Here is a 15,386-nt window from a genome sequence, read left to right on the forward strand (position 1 = left end):
AACCCGGCCCAAGGAAGAGGGGCGTATCGCGATCGTCACGAACGCGGGCCGGGCGGCGGTGGACGCAGATCGCATCGGCGCGAAGGGTTTTGCAGGGCGGGCAACCGTGAGCAAGGCGCCTCGCGCACACGACCGGTGCGATCGGCGTACGGCAAAATCGTGTGGTCCTGGCGCCCGGGGTCTGTGCGCCAAGTCTTGTGGTGATGTGTCTTGCTCAACCGGGCAAGCGCATCAGCCATCCGCAAGGCGACGGGGGCAATAGTGCAACGCTCCCCGGGGAGATCACGACATAAGCCGTAAAGCCACTGCGCAGGGAAGGCCGGGCTGTCCTGGCTCCACCTGTATGCCGCTGTGCAGCTTCCTTATGACGCAGGATTCGCACAGTGGACCGCGGGTGCCAGCCGGCGCCCGGTCTTCCCTGCGCCCTCTTTCAATCAAGGGCGAAGCGACGAAGCAAAGCTCGGGCGAATTGCGCCGCGAGGATGATCAATCATGTGTGCCGTTGAACACCGCTCTCGTGCCCCGGACGCAGCGCAGCGCTTCTTCGGCGGTGCGCTGCAGAGCCGGGGCGCATGTTGCAGCACGTGCCGTGGCCTGCTGGGCCCCGGCTCTGCACCGCAACGCAAAGAGCATTGCAGCGCGTCCGGGACACGGCCGAATGAATTACAGATACCGCGTCAGCTCGGCCTTGACCTGCCCGTAGACGGCGTCCTCGATCTGGCTGCGGGTGATGCCGATGTCGCGCAGGGCGCGGTCGTCGAGGTCGCTCAATGTCTTGACGGCCGAGCGGCGCTCGAGGCTGTTGAAGAGCGCATAGGCGCTCTGGGCGAGCATGCTGAAAAATCCGCCCGTCGAGGATGGGCGTAAATTCCGCCCGGCAGTTTGCGAGATCGTGGTCATTTTTTTCTTCTCCGGCTTTTGGTCCGCGCGGCGAAGCGAATGCCGTTGGCACAGACGCGTGAGCGCTTGCACCTCATTTGCCGTCGGATTGCTCTCGCTCACCTCGGCTCAATCGCGGACCTTGATGGAACTTAAATGCTCCAGTACACTACTCGGAGCAAGTGAAACATTGCTCTCGGTGCAATAATGTCCAAGTTCGAGTACGTGAAGCTTGCCGATGCCATTGCCTCGGATATCTCTAATGGCACGTTAAGACCCGGCGATCGGCTGCCGCCGCAGCGCAATTTTGCCTATGACCGGGGCATCGCGGTCTCGACCGCGAGCCGGGTTTATACGGAGTTGCTCCGCCGCGGGCTCGTCGTCGGCGAGGTCGGTCGCGGCACTTTCATCTCCGGCGCCATCAGGCGCGAGGTCGAAGCTTTGAGCGAGCCGCGCGATGCGCGGATCGATTTCGAGGTCAATTATCCGCTATTGCCGCAGCAATGGGCGATGATCGCCAAGAGCCTCGCGGGGCTGGAGCGCGTCGACGCGCTGGAATCCGCGCTGCGGGTCTCGACCAGCACCGGCACCAAGAGCGCGCGCAATGCGGCTGCCGCCTATCTCGCGCGGAAGGATTTTGCGCCGCAGGCCGAGCAGATCGTCTTCACCGCCAACGGCAAGCAATCGCTCGCCGCGGCGCTCGCAGCACTCGTCCCCACCGGCGGCCGTTGCGGCGTCGAGGCGCTGACCTACCCTTACGTCAAGAGCATCGCGGCGCGGCTTGGCATCACGCTGGTCCCGATTCCCATGGACGAATTCGGCGCTCGTCCCGATGCGATCCAGAAAGCGCATCGCGAGGCGCATCTGTCGGCGCTGTATCTGCAGCCCATCATCCAGAACCCGCTCGGCGTCACCATGAACGCGACGCGGCGCGCCGACATCATGCGGGTCGCCGAGAAGCTCGACCTCACCATCATCGAGGACGCCGTCTACGGCTTCCTCGCCGACGACACGCCGCTGGCCGCACTCGGGCCGGACCGCTGCATCGTGATCGACAGCCTGTCCAAGAAGGTCGCGCCGGGCCTTGCGCTCGGCATCCTCGTGGCGCCGCCGCGCCTGCGCGAGAGCGTGATGAGCGCGGTCCGCACCGGCGGCTGGATCGCCTCGGGCCACGCGCTCGCCTCCGGACAACGGCTGATGGCCGACGGCACCGTCGCCGAGCTGACGCGGCTGAAACGCATCGACGCAGCGCGCCGGCAGCAGACCGCAGCAAGGCTGCTCGCCGGTTACCAGATTGCCGCCGACACCCGCTCGTATCATCTCTGGCTGACCCTGCCTCCACACTGGCGCTCGCAGACCTTCGTCGCCGCCGCCGCGCGGCGCGGCATCGCGCTGACGCCGTCCTCCACCTTCGCGATTGCCCACGGCCATGCCCCGAATGCGGTGCGCCTCGCCCTCGCTCCGCCGACCTTCGAGCAACTCGACTCGGGCCTGCGCACGATCGTCTCGCTGCTCGGCACCAAGGAAGAGGATTTCGACTCCACCGAGTAGCTCGCGAGCGCGCCCTTGTGCCGGTTACGCCGGCCATTCGGCGATGAAGCCTTTCGCCTTGTAAGGCTCGATCTTATCCCATTCGTGCAGCATGCGGCGGCAAAATTCGGCGTCGGTATGCCACAGTGCGCGCGGCGTCGCGAAGCTGTCGACGGTGAGCAGTATTTTCTCGACCTCCGGCCAATGCCGATGCAGTGTCATCGGATAGCGCCGCGCGGTCCAGGTGTTTCCGAGGCAGATCACGCTGCGGATGTTCGAAAGCCCTAACGCCGCATCAAGGATCGGCAGCGAGAAAATCACATTCTCGCCGGTGTTCATCGCCCGATGCTCTTCAAGAACAAGCTCTGCCGGAATGCCCGCATTGACCATCGCCGCCTTGATGAGCGTGCATTCGGATTGCTCCGAGCCAGGCGTCACGCCGCCGCTCACAATCGACCACCGGAAATAGCCCTCGCGCCACAGCCGAACGGCGGTGTCGGCGCGCAAGTCGACGTCCTCGCGGGTGCCGAACAGGAACAGCAAATCGGCCGGCCGGAGCGGCGTATCGATCAGATGGGTGCGGTTGATTCCATCGATCTCATCTGCCGTCGGCAAACGTGTACTGCGGTCCATGACTGACATGGCGGCACGATGCGGCATCGGCGCGGTTGCGCGAAGTCACGTTTGATTGCGACCGATTGCACCTAGGGCAGCAGGGCGCGCGGCACCTGATCGAAGCGATAGCTCTGCGGCTGGTTGCGCCGCGCGAAGCCGCCGACCTGCCAGGCGAACAGCGCGGCAAAGCCGATGATGAACAGCGCGCCGGCGAACTCGCCGCTGACAAGCGCCCGGATCAAAAGGCCGACCATTGCCACCGTCAGCACCGCCAGGAACGCCAGCATTGCCGCATAGGCGGTGCGGCCGAGCCCCGCCGTCAGCGTTGCGCGGCTGCCTGCCTTCGCCATCCTCGCATGCAGCGCGAGGATGAAGGCGCGAAAGCCGTTGTCCTGCGGCGCCATCAGCGCCGCGGTCTGCCAACTCGTCGACAGGATCGCGATACGGCGGCCGCTGCTGTGGGTGACATCGGCGCGAAAGCGGTGCTGCTGCATCGACACCGGACGGAACGACAGCCGGATCGCGCTGATCTCGTCGTAAGGCCACAGGCCGGATCGGCCGCCGATGTGCCAGGACAGCCCCTGCCCGGTCAGCTCGAAGCGATGTGCCGAACCGATCAGCGACGCCTTGTAGGCGTAGCTCGTGACCGACGCGGTCTCAGCTTCTGAATCCTGCATCCCGACAATCAATCCCGTCAGCCATCCCGCCTGCGATCCGCTTGCGCGATCGCCCTCGCCCATCCTACAAGCGGGGCATGGCTGAGACGACCTTTTTTCCGCGCCGCCTGATTCTCGGCGCCGCAATGATATCAGGCGTGCTGCTCGCGCTTGCGGTGCACATGCTGGGTGCGCGCTATGGGCTCGACCTCGGCGGTCTCTGGCGCTCCGACACGCATGAGTTCATACCGGCCGGCGCTGCGATCGCGTGGTGGCTGATCGCCTCGGTCGGCTTCTCCGGCGGTTATTTCACGGCGACGCTGATGCAGAGCGCGGTCTCCGGCCAGATCCCGCAACGGATGCGGCAGTTTTTGATCGCGGTCGGCGTGCTGCTGCTCGCGGGTGCGGGCCAGGTGGCCTCGGCGCCAAGTCCGGTCCCGACCATCTCAGGCGTACTGGCCGGGCTCGCAGCGCTGTGCCTTGGCGCCGTCATGGCATTCTGCGGCGCGCATTTCGCCCTGCGCCGCGGCTGACTTCAGGCGGACGCCAGCAGCCTCGGGCGGTTCAGCATCAGTGCCACGTCGGCGGCGGGCCGCGGCTTGCTGAACAGATAGCCCTGCGCCTGGGTGCAGCCCTCGCGCCTGAGCAGCTCGAGCTGCGCGTCGTTTTCGACGCCTTCCGCAGTGGTGACGATCCCGAGGCTGCGGCCGAGACCGGTCACGGCGCGGATGATCGCCATGGAATCCTCGCGCGTCGCCAGCTCCGACACGAACGAGCGGTCGATCTTGATCTTGTCGAACGGAAAGCTGCGCAGATAGCTCAGCGACGAATAGCCGGTGCCGAAATCGTCCAGCGAGATGCGCACGCCCATGGCGCGCAGATCATGCAGCGTGGCCAGCGTCGCCTCGCTGTTCTGCAGCAGCACGGATTCGGTGATCTCGAGCTCGAGACGGCGCGCATCCAGTCCCGAGGCGGTGAGCGCTGCGATCACGGAGGCGATCAGGTTCGGATTCTTGAATTGAACCGGCGACAAATTAACGGCGAGATCGACATCGTCCGGCCAGGTGACGGCATCCGTGCAGGCCGAGCGCAGCACGAATTCTCCGAGCTGGAGGATCAGTCCGGTCTCCTCGGCCAGCGGAATGAAGTCGATGGGTGCGATCAGGCCACGCTGCGGATGATTCCAGCGCAGCAGCGCCTCGAAGGCGACGACGCGGCCGCTGGCGACGTCGCGGATCGGCTGGTAATAGGCCTCGAACTCGTCGCGCTGCAGCGCCGCGCGCAGGTCCATTTCCAGGAGGCGCCGCGCCTGTGCGCGCGCATCCATTCCGGTCTCGAAGAAGCGATAGGTGCCGCGGCCGTCCGCCTTGGCGCGGTAGAGCGCTAGGTCGGCATTCTTCAGCAATTCGCTCGGATCGCTACCGTCCTGCGGCGACAGCGAGATGCCGATCGAGACGCCGATCACGATCTGATGGTCGTCGATCTCGTAGGGCGCCGAGATGACCTCGACGAGCCGGCCGGCAAGCGATCTCGCGGCGGTTTCCTCGGAACGACCGACCTGGACCACCGCGAACTCGTCGCCGCCCAGTCGCGCCACGGTGTCGCTCTCGCCGACGGCGGCCGCCAGCCTGCGGCCGACCTCCTTCAGCAGCGCGTCGCCGATGGGATGGCCGAGCGAATCGTTGATGTCCTTGAAGTGATCGAGATCGAGACAAAGCACCGCGAGCTGATCGCCCGACCTGGTCCGGCGCAGTCCCTGCTCCAGCTGCTCGTGGAACAGCACGCGGTTCGGCAGGCCCGTCAGCGCGTCATGGCGCGCCATGTGCGAGATCTTGGCCTGCGCCTCCAGCCATTCGGTGACGTCCTCGAAGGTCGCAACCCAGCCGCCGCCCTGCATCGGCTGATTGACCACCCGGATGGACCGGCCGAACCGGTTGACGGCGTCCGTCGTGGTGCGGCCCTCGCGCGCGTCGGCGACGAGGCGGGCGAAAAATTCATCGGCATCGCCCTGCCACTCACCCTTGGCCTGCTCCTCCCTGAGCACGTCGACCAGCAAGCGGCCGGTCAGCGCGATATCGGTGCGACGAAGCATGGCCGCATAGCGCTCGTTGAACAGCATGATCTTGCCGTCCGCATCGAACATGCAAAGACCCTGCGACATATTCTCGAGCGCCGTATCCAACACCATCTGCTGCGCGCCCAGTTCGACCTTGGCGCGGCGGTCGAGCAGTGCAGCCACCAGCGCGATCGCGATGATCGCAACCGCGGCGCTGGCGGTGAGCAAGGACAGCGAGGCCGGCGGAATCGAGAGGCCGCCGATTGCAAGTGTCGGATCCGGCGTCAGCACCACCGCGCCCATGGCGGTGAAATGATGCGCGACGATGGCGACCGTCAGCAGGACCGTGGCCGTCAGTGCATGGAAGAGGTCATCGCGCCGCGCGGCCACGAGCAATGCAAGTGCGGCAAAGACGATACCTGACAGCACCGAGACGGAGACCGTGCTTCCGATCCAGTCGACGCGCGCCGGTATCTCCAGCGCCGCCATGCCGGTGAAATGCATCGCCGCGACACCGCTGCCGACGATGGCGCCGCCGAGAAGAATCGACGCCGCTCGCGAGGACGACACGGCGATGCTCAGCCCCACGAAGGTCACGGAGATCGCGAAGATCAACGACAGGATCGTCACTGGAATGTTGTAGGCACCGGCGCCGCCCGGTCCGTAGGCGAGCATCGCAATGAAATGCGTCGCCCAGATCCCGCAGCCGCTGACGGCCGCGTCGAGGCCGAGCCAGGCCAGCCGCCCGACGCCCTTGGTCGCCCGCGCCCGGTGGAACAAGCTGATCGCCGCCGCGCTGGCGAGCAGACACACCGCGCCGCCAAGCGCGACCAGCCGCCAATCGTGCTCGTCGGTGAGACAGTAGAGAACTTGATGCATTGCGGGCCTCTGATCGACCCGCACATCACCCGACAATAATGGACAGGTGGTAACTGGCTACGCGCCAGCTACGGCAATGGTGAACGGAAGCTTTGTCCATTCAATCGGATTGTTCATCCCACGCCGGAACACCGAAACCGATCACGAATGCCGCGAGCAGCAGGACCGACGCTGATATGAGCAACGACACATGGAACCCCGTCATGAACGCACCTTGCGCGGCCACGAGCGAGCCGAACAGCGCGACGCCGACGAAGGGGCCGGCAGTGAGCGCAAGGCTCGCGCCGGCCGCCCAGACCGCGACAGCGCGGCCGCGCGCGCGGTCGTCCGGATAGGCATGATTGAGCAGCGCTAGCGAATTCGGCACCAGGATCGCTGCGGCCAATCCCTGGGCCAGCCGCGCGCCGATCAGCAGCGCCGCATTGGGCGACACCGCGCAGGCGAGCGAGGCCGCGGTGAAGATGGCGAAGCCCGCCATGGAAGACGCGCTTGGCTCCGATCCGGTCGCCGAGCGCGCCGGCCGTGAGGATGAAGGCGGCAAAGGCGATGGTGTAGGCGCTGACCACCCATTGCAGCTCGGCGACGCCGCCGCCGAGCGTCTTGCCCATCGCATCGAGCGCGGTGTTGACGATGGTGACGTCGAGTTGCACCACGCCATAGCCGAGGCTCATCGCGGCGAGCGTGAGCGTGGTAGCAACGCGCGAGCCGGCACGCCGAGCAGCGGTTCGATCGTCAAAGGGTGCATAATGAATGGTGCTGGCACGCATGCTGCCGCCTCGGTTGCAGCCCCATGCGAAATATACGCGATGCACCGGCGCCATGCTTCGACAACGACCGAAGCATCACTGCAGCAGACAGCCGGCTGGCCAACCAGTGTCGTCTCCGTGCAGGCGGGCATGACAGCCCGATTGATGATGACAAAAAGCGCCGCGCGGAGGACCGCGCGGCGCTTGGATTAGGATACGTGCATCAGCTTGCCGCGCGCAGATTCACCTTGCTCTCGGCGAGCTTGGTCAGCTTCTGATCAGTCGCCTTTTCCTCCTCGAGCGTCTTTGCGAGCACTGCCGCGCAGTCGTTGCGGCCGAGTTGCTTGGCCCAGGCGATCAGGCTGCCATAGCGCACGATCTCATAATGTTCGGCGGCCTGCGCCGCGTTGATCAGAGCGGCATCGAGCACCGCCTTGTCGGCGACTTCGCCGGCAGTCTCCTCGGCTTCCTCGATGATACCGTCGATCGCCGGACAGTCGACCGCCTTCGCGGCGACGCCGTGCATCTTGAAGACCTCCTCCAGCCGCGCGACGTGCTGCCTGGTTTCTTCGAGGTGCGTCAAAAAGCCCTGTTTCAGCTGCGGATCGGTGGCCTTGGCAGCCATCTTCGGCAGCGCCTTGGTGAGCTGCTGCTCGGCGTAATAGATGTCCTGGAGCTGGTGCACGAACAGGTCGTTCATGGTCTTGATGTCTTTTGTGAACAGTCCCATCGTTCCGTCCTCTTCCAATTTCTGGAACACGAAGGCGGCGGGCTTGCACGAAAAAGCCGCTTGTTCCGCCGTGTCCGGTTGCTGATGGGGCCCAACGAGTGCGCGGCACCGGCGTTCCAAAAAGACCCGGATGACTTGCGCTGGAACAATGCGGATGGTGTCGGTATCGAAGATCGTGTCGACATCCTTCATGTGCGAGAAGGGATCAGGCTCACGACTCGTATGCTTAACGCGCCACCGATGTGAACCGCGTATGACAAGGGGACCGGTCCGGCGCAGAACCTATTGTTGTCAAGGGCTGCACAAGCTGCTGTTTATGCCTTAAATGATCTGGATCATGCCTAGCGATCGATGCCTGCCTTTGGCCATGATCGCACCCGACCGGCCAATGCCTGGCCCGGAGGGTCTTTGCCCCCCGCCGGGAGGATGAATGCACGGACTGCTGCCAGCGCTGAAGCGCGGGTTCAAGAGATGGATCGGCTGGCGACGGCTTGGAGTCGCCGCGAGCATCTTCATCATCGCCTTCGCGATCACCTCGCTGGTGCGAACCCTCAAGGGCATCGATACCGGGGTCATCCTGACCGCGTTGACCGAGATACCCCGCGGGAGCATCGGGCTGGCGGCGATCTGCGTGTTCTTCGCGTTCTGTACGCTGACCTTCTACGATTTTTTTGCACTGCGAACGATCGGCAAGAAGCACGTGCCGTACCGCATTGCGGCGCTCTCCAGCTTCACGTCCTATTCGATCGGCCACAACATCGGTGCCACGGTCTTTACCGGGGGCGCGATCCGCTTCCGGATTTATTCGGACTATGGGCTGAACGCGATCGACGTTGCCAAGATCTGCTTCCTGTCGGGCCTGACCTTCTGGCTCGGTAACATCTTCGTGCTGTCGATCGGCATGGCGATCCATCCGGATGCGGCCTCCTCGATGGATCAACTCCCCTCCTCGATCAACCGGCTGATCGCGCTTGGCGGGCTTGCCTCGATCGGCGCCTATCTGGTCTGGCTCACGATGGGCGAGAAGCGGCGCGAGCTTGGCCAAAAGGGTTGGAAGGTGGTGTTGCCGTCGGCACCGCTGACGCTGGTCCAGATCTTGATCGGGGTCGTCGATCTCGGCTTCTGCGCCACGGCGATGTACCTGCTGATGCCGGCGAACCCGCCGATCGACTTCATGTCGCTGGCCGTGGTGTTCATCCTGGCGACACTGCTCGGCTTCGCCAGCCACGCCCCCGGCTCTATCGGTGTGTTCGATGCCGCCATGCTGCTGGCCCTGCCCGAATTCGGCCGCGAGCAGCTCCTGGCGACGCTGCTGGTGTTCCGCATCCTCTATTTCGTGATCCCGTTCGGCCTCGCCATTTCCGTCATGGGGACGCGCGAACTCTGGATGAACGTGGTCGAGCCCTGGCAGGAGCGAAGGCGGCTGGCGGAGGCCTGCGCGCAGGCCAATCTGCCAAAGCAGGTGGCGACGATGGAGCGCGAGCGGGCACTCCGGCAGGCCAACAAACGGTAGGTCACGGTCCGAATCCGGAGGGGTTGCGGGCGGCAGAGCAATGCTCTCTTATTTCCGCCTCAACTTTGCCGTTGAAGACGAGGGTCATGATCCCTTCATTTCTTCGCACCCTCTCCGCAGGCGCCCTGTTGCTTACCGGGATACTGATTGCCATGCCGCCGGAGCGCGCCAGCGCTCAGGATGGCGCCCTGCAGATCAATTGGGAGGTGCGCAACCGCTTCCGGCTGTTCCGCGAGGAGCGCGACTTCCTGCTCCATGTCGAGAACGCCCGCAACCGCAGCATCCTGGCCACCGAGCAATCGCTTGAGCTCCAGAGCGAGGGCCGCGGCTGGGCCCGCAACATGGTCAACCGGCTCTGCATCGACCTGCAGGGCCGGGTCAACCAGCCATGCACCCGTGATAATACCAAGGAAAACTACCTGACCCCGATCGACCATCCCGTCACCGTGCGCCTCACCGGAGCGGTGCCGGTCGGCGCCACCTGTGCATGGTCGTTCGACGACGGCGACGGGCCTCAGCAATCGACCTTCGACTGCGCCGAGCCGATCAATCTGCGCGTCCGCTACGGCAAGCAGACAGTCGCGACGGTCGACGTCTCTTCCGGCTCGGATCCGACCCAGCGCGTCCAGACCGAGATCCAGGTCCGCGACATCTTCGTCGCCGGCCTCGGGGACAGCATCGCCTCCGGCGAAGGCAATCCGGACCGGCCGCTGGCGCTGTCGGACGAGGGCTTTTGCTTCCGCTCCTATCTCGGCACCGCCGGCGCGCAGTACTACCGGCCGAGCCGCCATGGCTTCAAGGGCGGCCGTGCCTGCGAGGCGCCGGATACGCTCGCCAACTGGCAGCGCTACAGCGCGCTCTGGTTTAACTCGCCGTGCCACCGCTCGCTCTACAGCTACCAGACCCGCACCGCGCTGGCGCTCGCGGTGCGCTACACCCACATCGCCGTGACTTATCTCCCGCTCGCCTGCACCGGTGCCAGCATCGGCGACGGCCTGCTCGGCTCGCAGCGGGCCCGCGAATGCCCGCCCGGCAAGACCGGTGTCTGCAACACCAGCGTGAACGCGCAAGTCGCCGAGTTGCGCGAGGCGCTCACCGCAGCAAAAAAGCGCCAGCCGGACCGCACGCTCGACCTCGTCCTGCTGTCGGTCGGCGCCAACGACGTCTATTTCTCCGGTCTCGTCGCCGACGTGATCGTCGAGACCGCGACCGAGCGCGCGCTGTTCCGCCGCTCCGGCGTGATGGCAACCGTCGACGATTCCCGCGACGTGCTGGCGCGCGAACTGCCGCAGAATTTCGCAAAGCTGCGCGAGGCGCTCAAGCCACTGGTCGGCGGCGACCTCTCGCACGTCGTCTATGTCTCCTACGCCAACCCCGCGCTCGCCGAGGGCGGCGTGCCCTGCCGCGGCGGCAAGGCCGGCTTCGACATCCATCCGGCGTTCAACGCCGATCCGCAGCGTCTGGCGCGCGTCTCGACCTTCGTCGACACCGAGTTCCTGCCGCAACTGAAGGGGCTCGCCACCTGCACCCGCGGCGCGCTGTGCCGCGATCCCGAAGCCGACCGCATGACCTTCGTCGACGCGCACCAGGCTGCGTTCGCCGATCACGGCTTCTGCGCCCATTCGGGCAACGACCCCGAATTCGACCGCAGCTGCTTTGCCGAGAACGGCCAGAGCTTCAACCCCGACATCGTGAGCGCGGCGAGCCAGCCGATGCTGTGCGGCCGCGGCGCCTCGGAATATCGCGCCTATCTGCCCCGCGCGCGCTGGATCCGCGATGCCAATGACAGCTATTTCGCCGCGATGACCTATCCGCAAGGATTGCCGGCAGCGAGCCAGCCGACCGACATTCATGACGCGACCTGGGGCGTGCTCTCCGCCGTCTACGGCGGCGCGGTGCATCCGAGCGCGGAGGGGCATGCGGCGATGGCGGATGCGGCGCTGCCGGCAGCAAGCACGGTGCTCGGGCTCAATGCGGTGCCGCCGGGCGTTACGCGCAGCCTGCTCGCGCCGCTGCTGGGCGGCGCGCAGCAATAGCGGGGACGACGGTATCGTCGCGCGGGCAACTTCCCGCATCTCGGTTTGCTCCCTGCGGGTATGCGGCACCCGCAATCGCGGATTTGCATCCCCCACCATCGCTCCATCAATCCAAAAACGGCATCGATCAATGCTGCCTTGAACTTGGACACCTCGCCGCGCGGACCTCTACGACTCGCCTTGGTGGGTCGTCTGCAAGATCGAGCGGGTGACGCTCAAACGTTCCTCCTGAGGGCTCCCGATGGGAGCTGACCAGGCAACTCAACGGCGGCCCCAAAGCCGCCGTCTTTGTTTTGGGGATGATCGATGCTAGAAGTACCGGGGAAACGCCTTATCCATTTAAGGCATGTATCGATGTTCGACCTCAACCAACTCCGCTGTTTCGTCACGGTGGCGGAGGAATTGCATTTCGGCCGCGCCGCGACGCGGCTGAACATGACCCAGCCGCCACTGTCACGGCAGATCCAGGTGCTCGAACACATCATCGATGCGCCCTTGCTGGAGCGTACCAGCCGCTCGGTGCGCCTGACGCCGGCTGGGCGCAGCTTCCTGCCGGAGGCACGGCGCATCCTCAAGCTTGCCGAGAGCGCCTCGCAGGTCGCCCGGCGCATCGCGCTCGGCAAGACCGGCTCGCTGAAGATCGGCTTCACCGCGGCCGCGGCTTACGGCTTCCTGCCCGAACTCGTCGCCGCCTGCCGCGCCAAGCTGCCGGAGGTGGATTTTTCGTTGAAGGAGATGGTGTCGGGCGACCAGTTCGAGGCGCTGACCTCGGGCCAGATCGACGCCGGTCTGCTCAGGCCGCCGATCGCGCGGCCCGAACTCACCAGCCGCCGCGTCGTGGCCGAGCCCCTGCTCGCCGCGATTCCGAAGAAGCACCCGCTGGCGAATGCCGACAGCATCACCATCAAGGATTTCGACGACCAGCCCTTCGTGATGTACTCGCCCTATGAGAGCCGCTACTTCCACGATCTGCTGGTGGCGCTGTTCACCCGCGCCGACGTGCTGCCGCGCTATGTCCAGCATCTCAGCCAGATCCATTCGATCCTCGCCATGGTGCGTGCCGGCCTCGGCCTTGCCATCGTGCCGGCGGCGGCAGCAAGCCTGAAGATTTCCGACGTTCGCCTGCGCCCGCTGAAGCTGCGCACGCGCGTTCCCGTCGAGTTGTTCATGGTCTGGCGCCGCGACGACGAGAATCCGCTGCTGTCGGCGCTGGTCAGGATCGCCGGCGAGCTGGCCTCGGCGGAGCCAACGGAAGATTGATGCTGATTTCGCATCGGTCGATATAGGGTTTGGCTTGGACCCGCATCGAACGGTCTCCTAAACCACGGCGCATGGACGCGCAGATGACGGTGACGTCCTCCCCAACACGCAATGACGGAGCAGCGCGCGTGAGCAAGATGACCCCGCAGGAAATGGCCCGGAAGATCGGGTCGGGCCTTCTGTCTTTCCCCGTCACGCCCTTCAAGGCGGATTACTCGTTCGACGAGGCGACTTACCGCGCCAACATGGACTGGCTGTGCGGCTATGACGTCGCCGGCCTGTTCGCCGCCGGCGGCACCGGCGAGTTCTTCTCGCTGACGCCGACCGAGGTCCCTGAAGTCGTCAGGATCGCGGTGGACGAGACCAAGGGCCGCGTACCCGTGCTCGCCGGCACCGGCTACGGCACCGCGATCGCCCGCGAGATCGCTGTTGGTGCCGAGAAGGCCGGCGCCGACGGCCTGCTGCTGCTGCCGCCCTATCTCACCCACGCCGAGCAGGACGGCCTTGCCGCTCATGTCGAGGCGGTCTGCGCCGCCGTGAAGATCGGCGTCATCGTCTACAACCGCGACAACGCGATCCTGCAGCCCGACACGCTGGCGCGGCTCGGCGAGCGCTGCCCGAACCTCGTCGGCTACAAGGACGGCATCGGCGACATCGAGCTGATGACCCGCGTCTACACCAAGCTCGGCGATCGCCTGACCTATATCGGCGGCCTGCCGACCGCCGAGACCTTCGCGCTGCCCTATCTCGACATGGGCGTGACGACCTATTCCTCGGCCGTGTTCAACTTCGTTCCGGAATTCGCCACCAACTTCTATGCCGCTGTGCGCAAGCGCGACCATGCCACGATCCAGGCGGGGCTGAAGGACTTCATCCTGCCGCTGATCGCGATCCGCAACCGCAAGAAGGGCTATGCCGTCTCGATCATCAAGGCCGGCATGAAGGTGATCGGCCGCGATTCCGGCCCGGTCCGCCCGCCGCTCACCGACCTCACCGAGCAGGAGATCGCGGAGGTGACCGCGCTGGTGAAGAATCTGCCCGCCATCCGATCGACACAACAAGCGGCAGAATAAGGACGACACCAGCGAGGAGCGAACGATGGCCCTGACCGAGATTTCCGGCGCACCCGTCGTCACCGCGATGCAGGTGATCCCGGTCGCGGGCCGCGACAGCATGCTCCTCAACCTCAGTGGCGCGCACGCGCCGTTCTTCACCCGCAACATCGTCATCCTCACCGACAATGCCGGCCACACCGGCGTCGGCGAGGTGCCGGGCGGGCAGAATATCTTGCAGACGCTACAGGACGCCAGGGATCTTGTGATCGGCAAGACCGTCGGCGCGATGAACAACATCCTCGCCGATATCCGCACCGCGTTCGCCGACCGCGATGCCGGCGGCCGCGGCAAGCAGACATTTGACCTCCGCGTGATGATCCACGCGGTCACGGCGGTCGAGTCGGCTCTCCTCGATCTGCTCGGCCAGCATCTCAACCTGCCCGTAGCCGCGCTGCTCGGCGAGGGTCAGCAGCGCAACAGCGTCGAGACGCTCGGCTATCTCTTCTTCGTCGGTGACCGCCGCAAGAGCAAGCTGAACTACGTCAGCGGCGAGACCGGCAAACCCGAATGGTTCAACCTCCGCCACCAGGAGGCGATGACGCCGGAGACCGTGGTGCGGCTCGCGGAAGCCACCCACGACCACTACGGCTTCGCCGATTTCAAGCTGAAGGGCGGCGTGCTGCGTGGCGAGCAGGAGATCGAGGCCGTCACCGCGATCGCACAGCGTTTTCCGGACGCGCGCGTGACGCTCGACCCCAACGGCGCCTGGTCGCTCGACGAGGCGATCAGCCTCTGCAAGGACATGCACGGCATCCTCGCCTATGCCGAGGACCCCTGCGGCGCCGAGGCCGGCTTCTCCGGCCGCGAGATCATGGCCGAGTTCCGCCGCGCCACTGGGCTGCCGACCGCGACCAACATGATCGCGACCGACTGGCGCCAGCTCACCCACGCTCTGCGGCTCGGCGCGGTGGACATTCCGCTCGCCGATCCCCATTTCTGGACCATGCAGGGCTCGGTGCGGGTGGCCCAGACCTGCCGTGACAACGGCCTGACCTGGGGCTCGCACTCCAACAACCATTTCGACATTTCGCTGGCCATGTTCACCCATGTCGGCGCCGCCGCCCCCGGCAAGGTTACCGCGATCGACACCCACTGGATCTGGCAGGACGGCCAGGCCCTCACCAGGGAGCCGCTTCAGATCAAGGGCGGCAAGATTGCCGTCCCTGATAGCCCGGGCCTGGGTATCGAAATCGACAGGGCCGCCATCGACGCGGCGCATGACCTCTACAAGCAGCATGGACTCGGTGCCCGCGATGACGCTATTGCCATGCAGGACCTGATCCCGGGCTGGACCTTCGACGACAAGCGTCCCTGCCTCGTGCGTTAAAATACTTCAGGCGTGATCCCGGAAAATTGGACAGCGGTTTTCCG

At 65.5% G+C, this 15,386-nt stretch carries 12 protein-coding genes and 1 pseudogene; 7 read left to right on the top strand and 6 right to left on the bottom strand.

All coding sequences use genetic code 11. From position 1 onward, the window contains the following. Positions 1–663: 663 nt before the first annotated feature. Positions 664–900 (bottom strand): DUF1127 domain-containing protein, encoded by a 237-nt coding sequence (locus tag JQ580_RS31435; RefSeq protein ID WP_212284877.1) that lies wholly within the window; start codon positions 898–900, stop codon positions 664–666. Between the two features lie 186 nt (positions 901–1,086). On the opposite strand from JQ580_RS31435, the gene JQ580_RS31440 reads away from it, so the two are divergent. Further along, positions 1,087–2,430, top strand: coding sequence for an aminotransferase-like domain-containing protein (locus JQ580_RS31440; RefSeq protein WP_212284879.1), 1,344 nt, complete (start codon positions 1,087–1,089; stop codon positions 2,428–2,430). 24 nt (positions 2,431–2,454) lie between these two features. Here the strand turns inward: JQ580_RS31440 and JQ580_RS31445 are convergent, their stop codons facing one another. Further along, positions 2,455–3,069, bottom strand: a complete 615-nt coding sequence (locus tag JQ580_RS31445) for a YdcF family protein (RefSeq protein ID WP_249134581.1) — start codon at positions 3,067–3,069, stop codon at positions 2,455–2,457. A gap of 44 nt (positions 3,070–3,113) precedes the next feature. Continuing rightward, positions 3,114–3,701, bottom strand: coding sequence for a hypothetical protein (locus JQ580_RS31450; RefSeq protein WP_212284881.1), 588 nt, complete (start codon positions 3,699–3,701; stop codon positions 3,114–3,116). Positions 3,702–3,778: 77 nt separating this feature from the next. Between JQ580_RS31450 and JQ580_RS31455 the strand changes: the two genes are divergently transcribed. Next, complete coding sequence (locus JQ580_RS31455; RefSeq protein ID WP_212284883.1) at positions 3,779–4,213, top strand: hypothetical protein; 435 nt, start codon at positions 3,779–3,781, stop codon at positions 4,211–4,213. 2 nt (positions 4,214–4,215) lie between these two features. Here the strand turns inward: JQ580_RS31455 and JQ580_RS31460 are convergent, their stop codons facing one another. From JQ580_RS31460 to JQ580_RS31470, 3 genes and pseudogenes are all read right to left on the bottom strand, one after another. After that, positions 4,216–6,615, bottom strand: coding sequence for an EAL domain-containing protein (locus JQ580_RS31460; protein ID WP_212284885.1), 2,400 nt, complete (start codon positions 6,613–6,615; stop codon positions 4,216–4,218). A 178-nt stretch (positions 6,616–6,793) separates the two neighbouring features. Continuing rightward, positions 6,794–7,382, bottom strand: a pseudogene (locus tag JQ580_RS31465) (MFS transporter); the annotation flags it as partial. A 202-nt stretch (positions 7,383–7,584) separates the two neighbouring features. Continuing rightward, complete coding sequence (locus tag JQ580_RS31470; RefSeq protein ID WP_212284887.1) at positions 7,585–8,091, bottom strand: YciE/YciF ferroxidase family protein; 507 nt, start codon at positions 8,089–8,091, stop codon at positions 7,585–7,587. Positions 8,092–8,521: 430 nt separating this feature from the next. Here JQ580_RS31470 and JQ580_RS31475 point away from each other — a divergent pair, with 430 nt between their 5' ends. From JQ580_RS31475 to gudD, 5 genes are all read left to right on the top strand, one after another. Beyond that, entirely contained in the window at positions 8,522–9,604 is a 1,083-nt protein-coding gene (locus JQ580_RS31475) for a lysylphosphatidylglycerol synthase transmembrane domain-containing protein (protein WP_212284889.1), read from the top strand. A gap of 86 nt (positions 9,605–9,690) precedes the next feature. Then, positions 9,691–11,640 (top strand): SGNH/GDSL hydrolase family protein, encoded by a 1,950-nt coding sequence (locus JQ580_RS31480; RefSeq protein WP_212284891.1) that lies wholly within the window; start codon positions 9,691–9,693, stop codon positions 11,638–11,640. A gap of 354 nt (positions 11,641–11,994) precedes the next feature. Then, positions 11,995–12,900: a LysR family transcriptional regulator gene (locus tag JQ580_RS31485; RefSeq protein ID WP_212284893.1), complete on the top strand. Its 906-nt coding sequence runs from the start codon at positions 11,995–11,997 to the stop codon at positions 12,898–12,900. A gap of 128 nt (positions 12,901–13,028) precedes the next feature. Continuing rightward, on the top strand, positions 13,029–13,973 hold the full coding sequence (gene kdgD, locus JQ580_RS31490) for a 5-dehydro-4-deoxyglucarate dehydratase (protein WP_212284895.1): 945 nt from the start codon (positions 13,029–13,031) through the stop codon (positions 13,971–13,973). Positions 13,974–13,998: 25 nt separating this feature from the next. Next, the gene (gene gudD / locus JQ580_RS31495) at positions 13,999–15,342 is read left to right on the top strand and encodes a glucarate dehydratase (protein WP_212284897.1); all 1,344 of its coding nucleotides are present in this window, start codon (positions 13,999–14,001) and stop codon (positions 15,340–15,342) included. The last annotated feature ends 44 nt before the right edge of the window (positions 15,343–15,386 follow it).

This window comes from Bradyrhizobium sp. SZCCT0148, from assembly GCF_018129985.1.
Classification (GTDB): domain Bacteria; phylum Pseudomonadota; class Alphaproteobacteria; order Rhizobiales; family Xanthobacteraceae; genus Bradyrhizobium; species Bradyrhizobium japonicum_H.

Excerpts from the sequence above, each read along its gene's own strand:
- JQ580_RS31475 (WP_212284889.1), top strand. The coding sequence starts at position 8,522 with ATGCACGGACTGCTGCCAGCGCTGAAGCGCGGGTTCAAGAGATGGATC.
- JQ580_RS31450 (WP_212284881.1), bottom strand. The coding sequence starts at position 3,701 with ATGCAGGATTCAGAAGCTGAGACCGCGTCGGTCACGAGCTACGCCTAC.
- JQ580_RS31445 (WP_249134581.1), bottom strand. The coding sequence starts at position 3,069 with ATGCCGCATCGTGCCGCCATGTCAGTCATGGACCGCAGTACACGTTTG.
- JQ580_RS31480 (WP_212284891.1), top strand. The coding sequence starts at position 9,691 with ATGATCCCTTCATTTCTTCGCACCCTCTCCGCAGGCGCCCTGTTGCTT.
- JQ580_RS31485 (WP_212284893.1), top strand. The coding sequence starts at position 11,995 with ATGTTCGACCTCAACCAACTCCGCTGTTTCGTCACGGTGGCGGAGGAA.
- JQ580_RS31435 (WP_212284877.1), bottom strand. The coding sequence starts at position 900 with ATGACCACGATCTCGCAAACTGCCGGGCGGAATTTACGCCCATCCTCG.
- JQ580_RS31470 (WP_212284887.1), bottom strand. The coding sequence starts at position 8,091 with ATGGGACTGTTCACAAAAGACATCAAGACCATGAACGACCTGTTCGTG.
- JQ580_RS31455 (WP_212284883.1), top strand. The coding sequence starts at position 3,779 with ATGGCTGAGACGACCTTTTTTCCGCGCCGCCTGATTCTCGGCGCCGCA.
- JQ580_RS31460 (WP_212284885.1), bottom strand. The coding sequence starts at position 6,615 with ATGCATCAAGTTCTCTACTGTCTCACCGACGAGCACGATTGGCGGCTG.
- JQ580_RS31440 (WP_212284879.1), top strand. The coding sequence starts at position 1,087 with ATGTCCAAGTTCGAGTACGTGAAGCTTGCCGATGCCATTGCCTCGGAT.
- gudD (WP_212284897.1), top strand. The coding sequence starts at position 13,999 with ATGGCCCTGACCGAGATTTCCGGCGCACCCGTCGTCACCGCGATGCAG.